At 56.6% G+C, this 16,641-nt stretch carries 18 protein-coding genes, 4 tRNA genes, 1 riboswitch and 1 other annotated feature; all 22 genes read right to left on the bottom strand.

All coding sequences use genetic code 11. The annotated features are described in order from the left end of the window. Positions 1-99: 99 nt before the first annotated feature. Positions 100-175, bottom strand: a tRNA-Thr gene (locus tag SDD30_RS04765). Between the two features lies 1 nt (position 176). Continuing rightward, positions 177-252: transfer RNA gene (locus SDD30_RS04760), tRNA-Met, on the bottom strand. Between the two features lie 110 nt (positions 253-362). Next, positions 363-448 (bottom strand) — tRNA-Tyr (locus tag SDD30_RS04755). Positions 449-549: 101 nt separating this feature from the next. Then, positions 550-1,203, bottom strand: a complete 654-nt coding sequence (gene sigH, locus SDD30_RS04750) for an RNA polymerase sporulation sigma factor SigH (RefSeq protein WP_434073788.1) — start codon at positions 1,201-1,203, stop codon at positions 550-552. A gap of 120 nt (positions 1,204-1,323) precedes the next feature. Next, positions 1,324-1,827: an NYN domain-containing protein gene (locus tag SDD30_RS04745; RefSeq protein WP_434073787.1), complete on the bottom strand. Its 504-nt coding sequence runs from the start codon at positions 1,825-1,827 to the stop codon at positions 1,324-1,326. 15 nt (positions 1,828-1,842) lie between these two features. Next, entirely contained in the window at positions 1,843-2,583 is a 741-nt protein-coding gene (gene rlmB / locus SDD30_RS04740) for a 23S rRNA (guanosine(2251)-2'-O)-methyltransferase RlmB (RefSeq protein WP_434073786.1), read from the bottom strand. A 46-nt stretch (positions 2,584-2,629) separates the two neighbouring features. Continuing rightward, positions 2,630-3,322, bottom strand: a complete 693-nt coding sequence (thyX, locus tag SDD30_RS04735; RefSeq protein WP_434073785.1) for an FAD-dependent thymidylate synthase — start codon at positions 3,320-3,322, stop codon at positions 2,630-2,632. Continuing rightward, a complete protein-coding gene (locus tag SDD30_RS04730; protein ID WP_434073784.1) occupies positions 3,312-3,716 on the bottom strand; it encodes a Mini-ribonuclease 3 in 405 nt (134 codons plus the stop codon). The genes thyX and SDD30_RS04730 overlap by 11 nt, the downstream gene beginning before the upstream one ends. Positions 3,717-3,842: 126 nt before the next feature. After that, positions 3,843-5,270 carry a cysteine--tRNA ligase gene (cysS, locus tag SDD30_RS04725; RefSeq protein ID WP_434073873.1) on the bottom strand — a complete coding sequence of 476 codons (1,428 nt, stop codon included), beginning with the start codon at positions 5,268-5,270 and terminating at the stop codon, positions 3,843-3,845. Beyond that, positions 5,218-5,943, bottom strand: coding sequence for a serine O-acetyltransferase (cysE, locus tag SDD30_RS04720; protein ID WP_434073872.1), 726 nt, complete (start codon positions 5,941-5,943; stop codon positions 5,218-5,220). Before cysE ends, cysS begins: the two co-directional genes overlap by 53 nt. A 33-nt stretch (positions 5,944-5,976) precedes the next feature. After that, positions 5,977-6,213, bottom strand: a binding site (T-box leader). 10 nt (positions 6,214-6,223) lie between these two features. Next, positions 6,224-6,715: a 2-C-methyl-D-erythritol 2,4-cyclodiphosphate synthase gene (gene ispF / locus SDD30_RS04715; RefSeq protein WP_434073783.1), complete on the bottom strand. Its 492-nt coding sequence runs from the start codon at positions 6,713-6,715 to the stop codon at positions 6,224-6,226. Then, positions 6,715-7,404, bottom strand: coding sequence for a 2-C-methyl-D-erythritol 4-phosphate cytidylyltransferase (ispD, locus tag SDD30_RS04710; protein WP_434073782.1), 690 nt, complete (start codon positions 7,402-7,404; stop codon positions 6,715-6,717). Before ispD ends, ispF begins: the two co-directional genes overlap by 1 nt. After that, the gene (locus SDD30_RS04705; protein WP_434073781.1) at positions 7,392-8,543 is read right to left on the bottom strand and encodes a PIN/TRAM domain-containing protein; all 1,152 of its coding nucleotides are present in this window, start codon (positions 8,541-8,543) and stop codon (positions 7,392-7,394) included. The genes ispD and SDD30_RS04705 overlap by 13 nt, the downstream gene beginning before the upstream one ends. Positions 8,544-8,624: 81 nt before the next feature. Next, positions 8,625-9,101 (bottom strand): CarD family transcriptional regulator, encoded by a 477-nt coding sequence (locus SDD30_RS04700; RefSeq protein ID WP_434073780.1) that lies wholly within the window; start codon positions 9,099-9,101, stop codon positions 8,625-8,627. A 104-nt stretch (positions 9,102-9,205) separates the two neighbouring features. After that, positions 9,206-10,573 carry a DNA repair protein RadA gene (gene radA, locus SDD30_RS04695; protein ID WP_434073871.1) on the bottom strand — a complete coding sequence of 456 codons (1,368 nt, stop codon included), beginning with the start codon at positions 10,571-10,573 and terminating at the stop codon, positions 9,206-9,208. Between the two features lie 392 nt (positions 10,574-10,965). Next, a complete protein-coding gene (locus tag SDD30_RS04690; protein ID WP_434073779.1) occupies positions 10,966-11,712 on the bottom strand; it encodes a phosphatase in 747 nt (248 codons plus the stop codon). 407 nt (positions 11,713-12,119) lie between these two features. Further along, positions 12,120-12,716: an HD-GYP domain-containing protein gene (locus SDD30_RS04685; RefSeq protein ID WP_434073778.1), complete on the bottom strand. Its 597-nt coding sequence runs from the start codon at positions 12,714-12,716 to the stop codon at positions 12,120-12,122. A gap of 87 nt (positions 12,717-12,803) precedes the next feature. Next, a riboswitch (cyclic di-GMP riboswitch) is annotated at positions 12,804-12,908 on the bottom strand. A gap of 43 nt (positions 12,909-12,951) precedes the next feature. Beyond that, a complete protein-coding gene (locus tag SDD30_RS04680) occupies positions 12,952-13,248 on the bottom strand; it encodes an AbrB/MazE/SpoVT family DNA-binding domain-containing protein (protein ID WP_434073870.1) in 297 nt (98 codons plus the stop codon). A 57-nt stretch (positions 13,249-13,305) separates the two neighbouring features. Then, on the bottom strand, positions 13,306-14,751 hold the full coding sequence (gene pnpS, locus SDD30_RS04675) for a two-component system histidine kinase PnpS (RefSeq protein WP_434073777.1): 1,446 nt from the start codon (positions 14,749-14,751) through the stop codon (positions 13,306-13,308). A gap of 57 nt (positions 14,752-14,808) precedes the next feature. After that, positions 14,809-16,011 (bottom strand): HD domain-containing phosphohydrolase, encoded by a 1,203-nt coding sequence (locus SDD30_RS04670; protein ID WP_434073776.1) that lies wholly within the window; start codon positions 16,009-16,011, stop codon positions 14,809-14,811. Positions 16,012-16,104: 93 nt separating this feature from the next. Further along, positions 16,105-16,293: a DUF1858 domain-containing protein gene (locus tag SDD30_RS04665; protein ID WP_434073869.1), complete on the bottom strand. Its 189-nt coding sequence runs from the start codon at positions 16,291-16,293 to the stop codon at positions 16,105-16,107. 168 nt (positions 16,294-16,461) lie between these two features. Then, a tRNA-Sec gene (locus SDD30_RS04660) sits at positions 16,462-16,559 on the bottom strand. Positions 16,560-16,641: the final 82 nt, after the last annotated feature.

Raw genomic sequence — 16,641 nt, 5'->3', positions numbered from 1 at the left:
CAGACCCCATTCCGATAGTCGAACTTTATTCCCGGGCGGAGTCCCAAGTGGCATAAAAAAAGAACCAGGCATCTTGTCCGGTTCTCTACGGAAAATGTTTGGAGCCCATAACCGGGATTGAACCGGTGACCTCCGCCTTACCAAGGCGACGCTCTACCTACTGAGCTATATGGGCATGGTTGCGGGGGATGGATTCGAACCAACGACCTTCGGGTTATGAGCCCGACGAGCTACCAACTGCTCCACCCCGCAATATGGATGTGGGATGTGAGATGTTAGAGGTGAGATACTTGTTGGAATTGGCTGCGCCAATTCCTATCTTTATAATCCCACTTCTCATATCCCACTTCTCACTTCTCAAATGGTGGAGGGGGCTGGATTTGAACCAGCGAAGGCTGCGCCAGCAGATTTACAGTCTGCCCCCTTTGGCCAACTCGGGAACCCCTCCATCTTACCTTAATAACCGCTTTTCCTACGCAGCTTCTTCCGAAGCGCGAAGATTATTTTAGCACCCTTTAAGCCCGTCGTCAAGGCTTGTTTGGCTGTAATTTACTGGGTGTCGCCGTCCCGCCGCTCCAAATAGCGCTCTAGTTTGCGCTTAACCCGCTGGAGGGCGTTATCAATGGATTTAACATGGCGTTTCAGGTCCACGGCGATTTCCTGGTAGGACTTGCCTTCCAGATAAGACATTAAGACCTTCCATTCCAGGGAGCTCAGGATCTCCCCCATCTTCTCCTCGATATCCCCGAATTCCTCCCGGCTGATAATCAATTCTTCCGGGTCGGTAATGCGGGTGCCGGAGATAATGTCCAGCAGGGTCCGGTCGGAATCCTCGTCATAAATGGGTTTATTCAAGGAAACATATGAGTTCAGGGGGATATGTTTCTGCCGGGTGGCCGTCTTAATGGCCGTGATAATCTGGCGGGTAATACATAACTCCGCAAAGGCCCGGAAAGAAGAGAGTTTGTCACCGCGAAAGTCGCGAATGGCCTTGTATAGGCCAATCATGCCTTCCTGGACGATATCCTCCCGGTCGGCACCGATGAGGAAATAGGATCGAGCTTTAGCCCTGACAAAGTTACGGTACTTATTAATCAGGTACTCCTGGGCTACTTCATCGCCCTCCTGGGCCTGACAAACAATATCCTCATCACCCATTAACTCATATGGTTGGAAGGATTCCTGCTGCACATTAACGCTCATGTCAACGCCTCCACCCTGGATTTCCAAGCAACAACTGCAGGAGGCCGGTATCTTGTCCAACGACATTTCTAATTATACAAGAAACCACCGTCAACCGCAAGAGTTAACCATCCGTCCCTGTCAGCGCTGGCGCCACCTTTCCAGGATTTGACGCACCGTCTGATGAATCCGCGTATCCAGGCGCACGGTCGGGCCATCATCCTGCCCGGCCCGGTCTATCTCCTGCCGGGCCTGTTCTACATAAACCTTTAATTCGCGGACCGGTATACGCAGGGCTCCTTTGCCTAGGATCATGCGTTGTTCAGCCTGATCAGAAGTGGCGACGTAGACTTGCCCCTGAGTATTGATATTACCTACTAGCTTTTCAATGACCGCATCGGCCGTTTCCCCCTCACGGCTGTAAATGACCTCCACTTCCCCTACCCGTTCTCTTTTTTCGGTGGCTCCGGGGACTTTATGGGCGTCAAAGACGATGATGACCCGCCCGCCCCAGTAAGCCTGGTAGTTAACCAGTTCTGTTATTAGTTTATCGCGGGCGTGGTCAAAACTTGCCTCCTTTAAGCGGGCTAATTCCGGCCAGTTATAGAGAAAATTGTAACCATCCACGATCAACACGTCAGGCACAGGCTCCACCCCGTTCTAAGACCGGACCCGGCCGCGCTGGCGCAATACTTCGTACATCAGAACAGTAGCTGCCGAGGCTACGTTAAGGGAGTTAATCCGGCCGCGCATAGGCAGGCGCACCGTCAAATCGCAATAGGAACGTACCAGGTGGGAGAGGCCCCGGCCTTCGCTGCCTAAAACCAGGACTAGCGGTAGGGTAAAATCAGCGGCATAGGCTTCTTGCGGGGCGTCGCCAGCAGCGCCGACGGCCCAAATACCCTGATCCTTAAGCTCGGTCAAGGTCCGGGCCAGGTTGGTCACCCGGGCTACCGGGACGTATTCCTGGGCCCCTGCCGCCGTCCGCGCAACAGCCGCCGTCAACCCTACCCCCCGCCGCCGGGGGATAATGACTCCATGGACGCCGGCGGCCTCTGCCGAACGCAGAATGGCCCCCAGGTTGTGGGGGTCCTCCACCCCATCAAGCATGACCAGGAAAGGTGGCTCCCCCTGTTCCCGCGACCGGGCCAGGAGATCCTCCAGATCAGCATAGGCTGCCACCGCAGTCAAGGCGACGACCCCCTGGTGATGGGGGCCAGCCATTTTATCCAGGACTGTCCTGTCTACCCGCTGCAGGGGTACACCCTGCTGTCGGGCCAGGTTAACAATCTCGGTGATGATCCGGCCTTCCAGGTGGGGAGCCAGGAAAAGCTTATGTAACGGCCGGCCGGCCCGGAGGGCTTCTCGGACCTGGTTCCGGCCGGCCAGGGGTTCAGTCATAGGCTTTCCTCCCTGCCCCGGGCCGCGGTGACCCGCGGGGTTCCGGTCAACAGTCTGCCTCCTGACAGCAGAAGAGATCATCGGTGATGATCACCCGGGCATAGTGTTCCCTGGGAAAGGTTTGATCAAAATTGATATCGTTAAACAGTACGGGTAGTTTTTCCTTGAAAAGTAGGAGAAGGGGTATGGCCAGCTGCCGCATCTGGGGATGGGCGGTGCTGGCACAGCGCAGGCGGAAAAAGTGCCGCCATTCCCGCAAATTATAAGTAACTACCAGTTCGGTTTTCAGGGAGGTGGGTAGGACGGAACGGGCCTCCTGGGGAGAATTGGTCTGCAATAAAGCCAAGTAACTTTTCTCGGCGGCCAGGCAGGCCTCCCGCCAGATCTCGTAAGCCCCACCAGTAAAGAAAAAGGGTTCAATGACCGTTATCCCGTTGCCGAAGTTATCCTTACCGTAGTTACAGTATCTGGTCGACTCCTGACTGTAAGAACCGATGCGGTGACGGACAATCTCGTGGGATATACCCCGATCGGCGATAATCAAGACGGTGATCTTTTCATGCTCAATAACCGATTCGTGTCCCCGGGCCAGGATCGATTTTAAAAAGGAAGATGCCGAATCGCCCTTGATTTTGTTCTCGGACTTGTAGCAAACCCGGGCGTAACGCTCCAGCCTGGCCAGCAGGCTGTGGTCCAGGGCTCTTTCCGGTACCAGCACTTGGGGTTGCTCAATCAGCATTATCCGTTTTCCCCTCCTTCCCGGCCAGGGTAAAAAGCAGGCTGCCGATCTCCGCCAGCCTGGCGTTATTGCCCTGGAGGTAGAGATAACCCAAGAGGCTTTCTAAAGCTGTGCTGAAGTGATACTCCGCCGGTGCCGTGGTACGGGGCAGGTGTCCAGGACGGGCGTTACGGCCCCGACGCAGGATATCCCGTTCGGCGGGAGTCAAATACTCCTCCAGGACCGGGACCAGCCGGGCCTGGGCCGTGGCCCGCACGTATTTCATAGCCTCCCGGTGCAACTGTTCCGGCCGGGCCGGTCCCTGGCGGACCAGATAGGTCCGGACCAAAAGCTCGTAAACGGCATCACCGATATAGGCCAGGACCAAAGGTGAAAGATCAGCAGTGGGATCCACATTAAACCCCCTTACCCTCTTTTCCAACCTGCACCCGGTCGTTCTTGGTCCCGCGGCTCACTTAATTCCTCTTCCAGCGTGAGCCTTGTAGAGGGCCCGGGCCTGGTCCAGGGAAGTCAGACCCACTCAACTCCTCTTCCAGCGGAAGCCGCGGGGGGTGTCCTCAAGGGTGATCCCCAGTTCCTTAAGGCGGTCGCGAATAGCGTCGGCCGTAACCCAATCCCGACGCTGGCGGGCCTCCTGGCGTACCTGGAGGATCAGGTTCATCAAGCCGTCGAGGAGTTCATCGTCCACCGGCCCGGCAGCCCGGCTAAAGAGGCCCAGCACCTCTCCCCCCAGCTCTGCAAAAACATTAGCCGCCGTTTTCAGGGTTACCGGGTCAATAGCCGTCGCCCCGTTCAAGTAGGTGTTAATTTCCCGGGCCAGGTCATAAAGGGCCGCCAGGGCCCGGGCCGTATTAAAATCATCATCCATAGCGGCTATAAACTCCTGGCGCAGCTTTTCGACCCTGCCGGCCAGGGTGGTCCCCCCGTCCGGGGCCGCTGTTCCCACCCCGCCTGTTATCTGACAACGGGCTTCCCCCAAGAGGCGGCGGGTATTCTCCAGCCGCTCCAGGCCCTTTTCCGCTGCTTGCAGGCCGTCGTCATCAAAGTCAATGGGGCTGCGGTAATGGGTGGCCAGCAGGTAAAGGCGTACCGCCAGGGGCCGGAAATGGCTGCAGATATCCCTTACCAGGAAGAAGTTGCCCCGGGATTTGGACATCTTTTCCTGGTTAATGGTTATAAAGCCATTGTGGAGCCAGTAGCGGGCAAAGGTGCAGCCTGTCTGGGCCTCTGCCTGGGCGATCTCATTCTCATGGTGGGGAAAAATAAGGTCAGCACCGCCCCCATGGATATCGAATCCCGGCCCCAGGTATTGGAGGGCCATGGTCGAACACTCAATATGCCATCCCGGTCGCCCCGGTCCCCAGGGGCTCTCCCAGGATGGTTCCCCCGGGGTGGCCCCCTTCCACAGGGCGAAATCTAGGGGATTGCGTTTGCAGGTATTGACCTCCACCCGTGCCCCGGCCCGCATCTCCCCGGGGGTCCTTTTAGACAGGCGGCCATAGGCCGGAAATTTGGTCACCTCGAAATAAACATCCCCCCCGGCGGGGTAAGCATAGCCCCGCTGGACGAGGGTGGCGATAGCGGTGATGATGGCGTCGATATGCTGGCTGACCCGCGGGTACAGGGAGGCACGCTTGACGTTCAGGGCGTCGGCGTCTGTAAAGAATTCCCCAATATACCGTTCGGCAATAGCCAGGGGATCCTGGTGTTCCTCCCGGGCCCGGTTGATCACCTTATCGTCGATGTCGGTAAAGTTCTGTACGTAAAAGACGTCATAGTGACGGTACTCCAGGTAACGGCGAATGGTGTCGAAAACCACCAGGGGCCGGGCGTTACCCAAATGGATATAATTATAGGTTGTCGGGCCGCAGACATACATGCGTACCCGGCCCGGTTCAGCCGGTGTAAACTCCTCCTTGCTTCCCGTCAGGGTATTGTAAAGATAAATGCCCATCCTTTTCGGCCTCCAATTCTTCAACCCTTTGCTCTAAACGCTGGATCTGTCTCTGCAGGCAGAGGAGCATCTCCGCCACCGGGTCCGGTAGTTCTTCATGGCGGAGGTCTACGGCACTCACTTCGGCGTCGGCAATCTTGCGGCCGTTACGTACCACCACTTTCCCCGGCACGCCGACCACGGTGCAGTTGGGTGGTACATCCCTAAGGACGACGGAACCGGCGCCGATTTTGACGTTGTCACCGATGGTGATGTTGCCTAAAACCTTGGCCCCGGCGCTGATAACCACGTTGTTGCCGATGGTGGGGTGGCGTTTGCCTTTTTCTTTGCCGGTGCCCCCCAGGGTGACTCCCTGGTAAAGGGTGACGTTATTGCCCACTTCTGCTGTTTCGCCGATAATCACGCCCATACCGTGATCGATAAAGATCCCTTCTCCGAGTTTGGCCCCCGGGTGGATTTCAATACCCGTCAGGAAACGGTTAAACTGGGAGATAATCCGGGCCAGCAGGATCAGGCCCCGGCGGTAGCAGGCATGGGCCAGGCGATGGAGGATCAAGGCATGGAAGCCCGGGTAACAGAGGATGACCTCCAGGACACTGTGAGCCGCCGGATCCCGCTGGAAGACAACTTCAATATCCTTCTTCAGCCGCCGCCACAAAGCCGTCATCTCCTTCGCCGCTAAAATAAAACCCCCTCTCCGGTCAGGGACGAGGGGTTCTCGTGGTTCCACCCTGGTTGAGGATTACTCCTCCACTCAGCAGGCTATAATCTCCCGGGCCGTAACGGGGCCGGCCGGCAGGACCTACTCCCTCAAAGATTTCAGCCCTGCAGCTCCCAGGTGCATTTCAACGTCCGGTCATCCAGGGCCACTCCCAGCCACCGATGGCCCTTCTCTGGCGACTCCCGGTACGCTTACTCTCCTGTTCCTCGCTGTTAATACAGGGTAATTATAAACCGGGTCCGGCTGCACTGTCAAGGAGCAATACTACGGCCTGGGCGGCGATACCCTCCCCCCGCCCGGTAAAACCCAGACCCTCGGTAGTAGTAGCCTTGACACTTATTCTATCTGGATCCACTCCCAGGGCGGTGGCGATATGCGCCCGCATGGCGGTAATATAGGGGGCCAGGCGGGGTTCCTGGGCGATAATAATGGTATCGGCGTTGGCCAGGGAGTAGCCCGCCGCGCGGACGTGCCGGTAGGCCTCCTTTAAAAGAAGGAGGCTGTCGGCGTCGCGATAGCGGGGGTCGCCGGGGGGGAAGTAGTGGCCGATATCCCCCAGGGCGGCCGCTCCCAGAAGGGCGTCGGCCAGGGCATGAAGCAGAACGTCGGCATCGGAGTGCCCCTCCAGTCCCCGGGTGTACGGAATGGTTACCCCCCCCAATACCAGCCTCCGGCCGGGAACCAGGCGGTGCACGTCATAACCGCAGCCAATTCGCATTAACTCGCACCCCCCAGGATGGCCCCAGCCAGGACCAGGTCGCCGGGAGTGGTAATCTTAATATTCGTCTCTTCGCCGGGAACCAGCTTGACGGGGTAACCCATTCTTTCTACCAGGGTGGCGTCGTCGGTTGCCTGCCAACCCTTCGCCGCCGCCTCGCGATAGGCCTCCACCAGCCATTCGTGGCGGAAAACCTGGGGCGTCTGAACCGACCAGAGACCGCGACGGTCCAGGGTAGCTGTCACCAGCCCGGCTGCGCCTCCCTGCTTAAGGGTCTCCTTGACCGGCAGGGCCACAATGGCGGCCCCGGTAGTCCGGGCCGCCATAATCACCCTCTCCAGCAACTCTACCGTCAAAAAAGGCCGTGCACCATCGTGCACGGCCACCCATTCTGCTGCCGGCGCCACGGCTTGGAGGGCTGCGGCGATGGAATCCTGGCGTTCGACGCCGCCGGCAACTATCGCCCTGACTTTGTCGCCCCCGTCCCTGGCCGCTACCTGCCAGCAGCGAGGAATATCCTCCGGCCGGGTAACGATTATGATTTCATCCACCAGAGGGGAGGAACAGGCTACCGCCAGGCTATAAGCCAGCATGGCTTTGCCGGCCAGGGGTAGAAAGACTTTATTATCCCCGCAGCCCAGGCGTTTTCCCTGGCCGGCGGCGGCAATAATCAGACTCAAGAAAGGCACTGGTACTCGCTCCGTTCCAGGGTCTGGTGATGGGTGCCCAGCTTGCGTTCGGCACCCTTCGGCCGTGCGAAGATCATTCTCCCGGCAGCCGTCTGTAGGACACTGGTTACCAGGACGGCCACGGTCTGGCCGATGAAACGCCGGCCGTTCTCCACGACAATCATTGTCCCATCATCTAAGTAAGCTACTCCCTGGCCCATTTCCTTACCGTCTTTAATAACCTGGACGGTCATTTCCTCCCCCGGCAGGACAACGGGTTTAACGGCATTGGCCAGTTCATTAATATTCAAAACCCTGACGCCCTGAAGCTCGGCCACCTTGTTCAGATTGTAGTCATTGGTGAGGACCGGGGCGCCCATCTTCTGGGCCAGGCGGACCAGTTTACTGTCAACCTCCGCCAGGTCGTCAAAATCGACCTCGGAGACCTTCACGGTGATATTATTCTCCTTGCGGATCTTATTGAGGATGTCCAGGCCGCGCCGCCCGCGGTTGCGTTTCAGCAGATCCGAGGAATCCGCTATATGGCGCAGTTCTTCCAGGACAAAGGCCGGAATAATGACTGTTCCTTCTATAAAGCCGCTTTTAATAATATCGGCGATCCGGCCGTCAATAATGACGCTGGTGTCCAGGATCTTAGCCCCCGATCGGGCGGCTTCGGCCTTGCCTTTATCCCGCTCCTTGCCTCCCCAGCGGGGGAAAATATTAAAAAGGGCCCACATTTCATCCCGGCGCTTGGTACCCAGGCTCCAACCCAGGTAACCGAAAAGGAGACTCCCGGCCATGGGAATATAGGGTCCCACCAGGGGCAGATGAATAAAGGACGCCCCTAATAAATTGGCGATTATAAGTCCGCAGATTAATCCCAGGGCCCCGCTAATAATCTCCTGCGCCGGAGTGCGTTGCAACCTCCCTTCCAGCCAGTGCATGGACTGGGTAACCAGGTTAATTATGTGCTGGGCCAGGCTATAACCCAGGAGACCGGCTACCAGGGTCACTAGAGCCAGCAGGGTCCAGGTCACCCCCACAGGCGGGCTCACCCCGTGGCCCACCTGCCACAAGTTTAGCCCTACCTGGCCGGCGTAGAAGCCCAGGGCCGCACCCAACAAGCCGACAACCCCGCGTAAGATACGATACAACATCTCTTCACCTTCTTTTTACTTCCTTTCCCTTGGATTCTGCCTCAGGGGACGGCATCTTATACCATCCCAACTTCAGGAATTTCAAGCTAAAAGTTTTTCTAGCAAGTTTTCCACTTGATTCCTTTCGGTGTTGCGGGCCAGGACTAGTTCACTAATCAACATCTGCCGGGCGCTCTCCAGCATTTTCCTTTCTCCCGTGGAAAGACCCCGGTCGTGATCCTGCCTGGCCAGGTTACCCACCACCTCGGCCACTTGATAGATGCTACCGCTCCGCATTTTCTCCAGGTTAGCCCGGTAACGCCGGTTCCAGTTGCCACTGCCGCTCCCCTTGGGCTCCTTGAGGATCTTGATTACTTCCTGGATACCCTTTTCGTCAATCACCTCCCGCAGGCCTACGGCCCGTTCGCTCTCCAAGGGAATCATCACCTTCATGTCACCCAGGGGGAAACGCAGGATATAGTACTTCCGTTTACTGCCCAGGACCTCGCGATCTTCAATGGCCTCGATAACCCCGGCCCCGTGCATGGGATATACCACTTTATCGCCGACTTTAAACATTATGCAACCCTCCCTTTATCGCCCTTCAGTATTTATTATAACAGATTAATTGCTTTCATGCTGCTCGGTGCTAGCTATTTTATTCACATTTATACATCTACCCTTTAACTTCGGGGTTTAACCAGGGCCAGTTCCAGGGCTTCGCCTACTATATGCACATCATATACTTCGTAACCGGGCCGATCTTTCAGGCCCTTACTATTGCCAGCTGGGACGATAAAGCGGTTAAACCCCAACCGGGCAGCCTCTTCAACCCGGCGCTCCAGTTGCGTTACAGCCCGGACTTCCCCTGCCAGGCCGACCTCCCCCAGGACCAGGGTCCGGGATTCCAGGGGACGATCCTGAAGGCTCGAGGCTATGGCCAGACAGACGGCCAGATCCGCCGCCGGTTCGTTGATGGCAATGCCCCCGGCGACGTTGAGATAGATATCATACCCCCCCAGGGGCAGCTTGGCCCGCTTTTCCAGCACGGCCGCCAGTAACAGGGCGCGGTTGAAATCGATACCCGTGGCCAGCCGGCGGGGATTACCAAAATTGGTCCGGCTCACCAGGGCCTGGATCTCCAGCAGCAAGGGCCGGGTCCCCTCCAGGCAGGCCACCACGCTGGAACCGGCTACCCCGGCCGGCCGCTCGGCCAGGAGCAAGGCCGAGGGATTACGGACCTCCTCCAGGCCGGAACCGGCCATTTCAAAGACACCGATCTCATTGGTAGAGCCGAAACGGTTCTTAACGGCCCGCAGGATACGATAGGCCTGGTAACGTTCGCCCTCCAGGTAAAGGACACAATCAACCAGGTGCTCCAGGACGCGGGGCCCGGCCAGGAAGCCTTCCTTGGTAACGTGGCCCACCAGTAATACCGCCGGGCCGCCACCCTTGGCCAAGCGTAAAAAACGGGCCGCTCCTTCCCGTACCTGGGAAACACTGCCCGGGGCGGCCTGGACCTCAGGAAGGATCATGGTCTGGATAGAATCAATAATAACTACTGCCGGTTGCAGTTTTTCAATCTGGTCAATAATGGCTTCGATATTGGTCTCGGCCAGCAGGTAGATGGCGCCGTCCAGGGCACCCAGCCGCTGGGCCCGGAGACGGGTCTGCCCGGCGGATTCCTCACCAGTGACATAGAGGATACAGCCGTACTTGCAGGCCAGCAGGTGCGCCACCTGCAAGAGCAGGGTGGACTTACCAATTCCGGGGGCCCCGCCCACCAGGACCAAAGAACCAGGTACCAGCCCGCCGCCCAGGACCCGGTCCCACTCACCCAGTGAGGTTACCAGCCTCCTGGTGCTGATATCGTTAACTTCCGCCAGCAAGACCGGCGTGGCGGCTGGTGCCGCGGGGTTCTGGGAGATTGTAGTTATTTCTGGTTCCAGCACCAAACTGTTCCAGCTGTCGCAACCGGGACAGCGGCCCAGAAACCCCAGCGATTCATAACCGCACTGCTGGCAGACATAACGTTCTTTGAGCTTGGCCAGTGCTTTTTCCTCCGCAAATAGACTTCTAACAAACCTGTTTCTGGGGGAGCCCCGCATGGGGGCTGACGCGCCCGTCACGAAGGACGAAAATGCAAGTGGAGGCAGGGGCTGGCGGATACAGGCGGAAGGCGACTTGGTTCGCGGCGTTAGCAAACTCAGCGAAGCCGCGGCGGTGAACGGGATAGGGATCGTAACGTAAATTAAGGAACGAAAAATTACGTTCTCCGCGGAGCCTGTACCGCCAGCCCCGCGGCTGTTACTGTAAGTTGCAACCACTTTTGGCTGAACCCTATTTTAGGAGAAGTGGCTCCGCACCCCTGCAGCACACCGCGTGCCTATAGCCTCCGGGGTCATTATAGCACCAGAAAACCTTCTTGGGAAGTCCTGCCATCTTAGACTCTGCCTTCCTGGACTGCTTCCCGGTGGCGGCGATGCCAGCCCAGGTACTCCTTAACGCGATCGACCGTTTTATTCATCACCTGATCCTCGCTAATCCCAGCACTACGGGCGACCTGCCAGGCGCGGGTGAAATTACCGACTGAAGTAAAGATATGAGCATCGCTATTTAACGCTACCTGCACTTTATGCCTTTGGGCGAGTTTGGCCAGTAACTGGCAGCGTGGCAGGCTCCCCTGGCGGCTGACGCTAAAGGAATTATTGTTGATTTCCAGGGCTTTATGCTCACTAGCCGCCGCCAGGACCAGCTTTTCGATATCCACGGGGAACTCAGGGTTGCCTGGATGGACGATAAGGTGGACCCGGGGGTTGGCTATGGCTGCCAGGACGGCCCGAGTATATTCTTCTACGGAGCGACCGTCAAAACCAGTCAGGGCATGAAATCCCGCCAGGACTATATCCAATTCCTCCAGGAGGCGTTCTGGTAGATCCAGGTGCCCCTCGGTATCAATGATATTAGCCTCCACGCCCCGCAAAATTTCCACGCCGCCAATCTTGCGGGGCAGGGCCGCCAGGTTGCCAAAATAGTATTCGTGGGGACCACCGGGCATCTTCAGCCCGTGGTCGGTAATGGCGATCATTTTTAAACCGCGCTTTTCCGCCGCCGCGGCCATCTCTTTAACAGTGCTGTAGGCATGACCGCTGGCGATGGTATGGGTGTGGAGATCGGCTTCAAATAACACTGGCTGCAACTCCCTTCTTATTTACGCTTGCTTCCTCTTGCTAATCCTTTTTGTCCTTCTATAGTATAGCAACAGGTTATTAATCTAATATTAAAGGTCTTTTATTTTAATTTTAAGCTGCCCCTTCTATAAATAATATCCGCCAGGGGGGATTAATACTAACACAGGGTCGGCCGGGGGGCAGATCAGTAACCGCCCGTCGCGGCTTGGCGTTAGTCAATCAGGATTAACGTTGGGTTGGTAAGGGTAGTTGCTGACCTAAAAAAGTGGCCCAGAAAATCTGGGCTGTAAAGTAGTATATATTAAGGAGGTCAGAGGACACCTGGTTGAAGGTAATCAGGTCTTCCTTTCACTGATATTATAACTCATTACTGTTAAAAATCAATATCAGGCCTGTTAAGGTTAGATTAATTTTCAAAGCCCCTTTGCGACGCCAGGCGGTTATTCTTTTTTAACAGTCGCAGGATCATGGTAAAAAAAGCCGGCACCAGTTCCGGGTCAAACTGGGTTCCCGCGTTATCTTCAACTTCTTTTAAGGCTGCTGTTAGCGGGCGAGGTTGCTGGTAGGGTCGGGAGGAAGTCATAGCTTCAAAGGCGTCCGCTAAGGCGATAATCCTGGCTCCCAGGGGGATGTGCACGTCCTTAATACCATTATAGCCGCGCCCATCCCAGCGTTCATGATGATAGGCTACCAGCTCCAGTACCATCCGGTTGGTGCTGGTAGAGGCCAAGAGCTTAACCCCCGCCCGGGCATGGTTCCTGATAACCTGCCACTCCTCCGGCGTCAGGGGGGTTTTCTTGTTCAGGATAGAGCTGGTGATGGTTAGTTTACCAACATCATGTACCAGCGCTCCTTCATAAATAGCCTGGCAATTATTTGTCTCTAAACCGCAGGTCTGAGCCAGGTTCAGTGCCAGGGCGGCTACGCCCAGAGAATGCCGGTAGGTAAAGGGGGAATGGGCTGCCAGCCGGCCCAGCCAAAACTTAATCTCCTGCCACTCCAAGAAACGTTCATCCTCTTCCCCCCAGGGCCGATCCGTCAGATAATAAAAAAAGCCTTGCTCCTCAACAAGACTATGCCGCCACTACGAGCCGGCAGCCTGGCGATCATAGCTTCCCGCCAGTTTCTCCAATGGGGAAGCCTTAGACCCATGGCTTTGTGCCCCCGCCTTTCGACGGGTTTACCCTTGAGCAGCCCTGGTTACAAAAAAATATGCTTTTTAAGCTTTACTTCGACATCTAACGCAATTTCCCTTTCTTGTTGTTTAAATTCCCACTTGCTCCCACCTCTCCCAGGCCCAGTTTTTGGGCCAGGGCCCGATAGTACTTCTCCGCACACCGGCGACAAAGGGTATCTCTACCGATGGTTACCAGATCTACTTGCAGGCCGCAATAACGGCAACTTGGCTGGGAGTCGGCCCGCCGCAGATACCACTCCCCGCCTTCCTTCACCAGAAACTCAATTTCAGCGCCGGGGTATAAATCCAACTGCTGGCGTAACTGGGCCGGCAGGGTTACCCGCCCCTTGTTATCAATAATCCGCCTGTTACCGTCCGGGGCCTGACTCCCAGGTGCTCTGCGCTTCCCGGTAATTTATTCCGCCTCCCCTCCCCCGTTAGCGATCGGAAGGGTAAAGAAGAAACAGCTACCCTGTCCGGGTTTGCTGGTCACATTGATGCTCCCGCCATGGGATTCGACGATATGTTTGACGATAGCCAATCCCAGGCCAGTACCACCCATTTCCCGGGAACGGGCTTTATCCACCCGGTAGAAGCGTTCAAACACCCGGGGCAGGCTTTCGGGTGGAATGCCAATGCCGGTATCTTCCACTTCTACCTGAACTACATCCCCTTCCGGGATGGCCCGCACCATTACCCTCCCCCCAGCCGGGGTATACTTAATCCCATTATCAATAAGATTAAGCAACACCTGGTTCAAATAACTCTCACTAATAGCCAGTGCCGGTATACCCTCAGGGATTTCCGTCTGCAGGTCAACGCCTTTATCGCCGGCCAGGGGGGTTACCGTAGCCAGGATCCGTCCCAGAGTACTCGCCAGGTCAGCCCGGTCCGAAGTCTGGCGCTGGGGCTGGTTCTCCAACCGCGATAAGGCCAGGAGATCCTCAATTAACTGTTGCAGGCGGCGGGCTTCGTTATTAATGATGCCCAGAAAGCGCCGGCTTACCTCCGGGTCTTCCAGGGCGCCTTCCAGTAATGTCTCGACAAATCCCCGGATTGAAGTCAAGGGGGTACGTAATTCATGGGAGACATTGGCCACGAATTCCGTCCGCATCTGCTCCAGGTGGCGGATAGTGGTAATATCACGCATGGTCAGGACAGCACCTACCACCCGGCCTTGCTCGCTGGTAATGGGCATGCCGTGCACCTTAAATAACTGGCTGGTAGTGGGGAAGAGCCTGACCTCCTGTTCCAGGGGCAGGCCGCTGGCCAGGATTTCCTTGACCATTTCATCAATCTCATGGTTACGGATAACCTTGAGGAGGTATTTATGCACAATTTCAGGGCCTTTTTTGCCGATCATTTCCTCAGCTGCCGGGTTCACCATAATCACCCTGCCGACCTGATCGACGGCTACCAGGCCGTCCGTCATACTGGCCAGGATAGCCTCCATCCGGTTACGTTCGGCCGCTAGCTCCCGGAAATTATTGCGCAGGTTTTCCACCATAACATTTAAGTGGTGGCTTAATAAACCTACCTCGTCATCGCTCTGTATCTCAATCCGCTGTTCCAGGTCCCCGGCGGCAATCCGGCGGGTAAGGGGCAATATAGCCCTGAGGGGGGTGATTATACCACCGGCCAGGATAAAGGTGCCTCCAGCCAGGAACAGGAAAACCAGGAACATGACCTTTAAGAGCTCCCCTTCCAGCTTGCCGGCCAGGGGCCCCGCCTGGAAGGGAGGAAGCAGAGGCAGGCTCAAGGCATTGAGGATGACCAGGTGGAGGTAAAGATAGGCCCCCAGCAAGGTTAAGAAAAGTAGCGCTACGAAGTTCAGGGTGATTCTCCAGCGTAAGGAGTGCATAATCCTGATCCCTCGCCTTCCACTGCGGTTTATCCGGTTTGTACCAGACTATGTAGGTTATGTTAGCAGGCACGAGGCGACACCTACAATCTTCGGGTCAAACTGGCTCCCGGCACCTCCGGCCAGGACCTGGACGGCCTCCGCGGGGGTACGCGTCCACTGGTAGGGCCTGTTGGAAGTCATGGCATCAAAGGCATCGGCAACGGCAATAATCCTGGCTCCAGCTGGAATCTCGCCGTCATGGAGGCCATAGGGATAACCTTTACCATCATAACGTTCGTGGTGCAAGCCGGCATCCCTGGCCAGGTCCTTCAAGCCGCTCACCCCGCTTAATAACTCAATGGTCCGGACAGGGTGACGGCGCACGACCTGCAGTTCATCCCTGTCCAGGCGCCCTGGTTTATCCAAAACAGCCCGGGGTACGGCAATCTTACCAAAGTCGTGCAGCAGGCCGGCAATCTCCAAGCGCTGTAATTCCTCTACCCCGTACCCCAGACAGCGGGCCAGTTTTAAGGCATAGGCCGCCACCCGGTGGGAGTGTCCGGCAGTATAGGCATGTTTGGCGTCGATAATGCCGGCAAAGAGGTCGATAGTTATTTTCATCGGATCCTGTACCTGGAAGTTAACCGGCGGTAGAGCCATTATAACCTGGAACATCTTTAATTCCAGGGCCACGTTGGTGGCTATTTCCCCATAAAGGGGCCCCTGCAGTAGTTTGTCCAGGGTAGCCAGAAGTTCCGGGGGAAACCCTCCTCTAACCTTCCTGAGAAGTGTACCCCTGAGGCTAGACCAAGGGGCGCCGGGATGGGCGCGTAAAACCAGGTCCAACTCATCAGCCAGGCCTAAAATCAGGGCTCCCGGGGCCAGGTCCTGGCCTTTAATACCCCGGGGGTAACCGGAACCATCCCAGCGCTCATGGTGATCCCGGATCATGGCTGCCGCCTCGTCCCCCAGGCCGGGAATGGCCGCTACCATGACCGCGCCCTTTTGGGGGTGGTCCAAAATCGCCGGGTTACCACTGGCTTCCGGTTTCACGACAAGGTGGACCAGGTGATCGTCCAAGCCTATGGCGCCCAGGTCGTGGAGCAGGCCGGCATAAAACACCCGGTTCGCCAGTTCAGGCAGTTCTCTCCGGGCTAGTTCCTGGGCCACCAGGGCTACCCGCCAGGCGTGATAGAGTTTCGTTTCTTGTTCAATGTCCAGGATAGTCGATAAAGCTACCACCAGTTCGCTAAAGGTACGGTCCGGCGAGTATATCATGATTTTTCCTCCCCCGGTTAAAACTCCGTACTACAAAAAAATCGCCCTTTACGTTTAGGCAAAGAGCGATTCCCTGGATCCTTGATTGCCTTCCTATTCAGCCACCTGTGACACTTTCTTATTCAGGGCAGTAATAAGGCTATCAACGTCAATGCCATGGGCCAGTGCTCCCTGCTCGATATTCTCGAAACGAGCCGCGGCGCAACCCAGGCAACCCATGCCATGCTCCATAAACACAGGTACAGTCTGGGGATATTTGCTGACAACTTCCGTGATACTCATTTCCTTGGTGATGGTGGCCAAATATATTCACCTCCTATTTCCCTTGCCTGGCGGCGACGGTAATCAAAATTTAATTTATTTGAAGCAACCCATCATGTTAATCATTATAATACGGCCAGGGTCCTTTTGTAAAGAAAATAGCAGCATTAAAGCTGCCCTCCTAAAAACTGGCGGGAGTGTGTGGGAATCGAACCCACCGCGCCCGGGTTCGCCGCGCGCCAGCTGGATTTGAAGTCCAGGCAAGCCACCAGGCCCGATCCACCCCCAGGACATTATACAATCCCCGGACATACCCCGTCAAGGTACTGGTAATCTAGCTAAGCTGGCACGTGTACCCGCTGGCGCCGG

The organism is Moorella naiadis (nom. illeg.), assembly GCF_051020825.1.
Lineage (GTDB): Bacteria > Bacillota > DSM-521 > Neomoorellales > Neomoorellaceae > Neomoorella > Neomoorella naiadis.
Note: the sequence above shows the minus strand (reverse complement) of the source record. Positions and strands in the feature narration are given on the sequence as shown.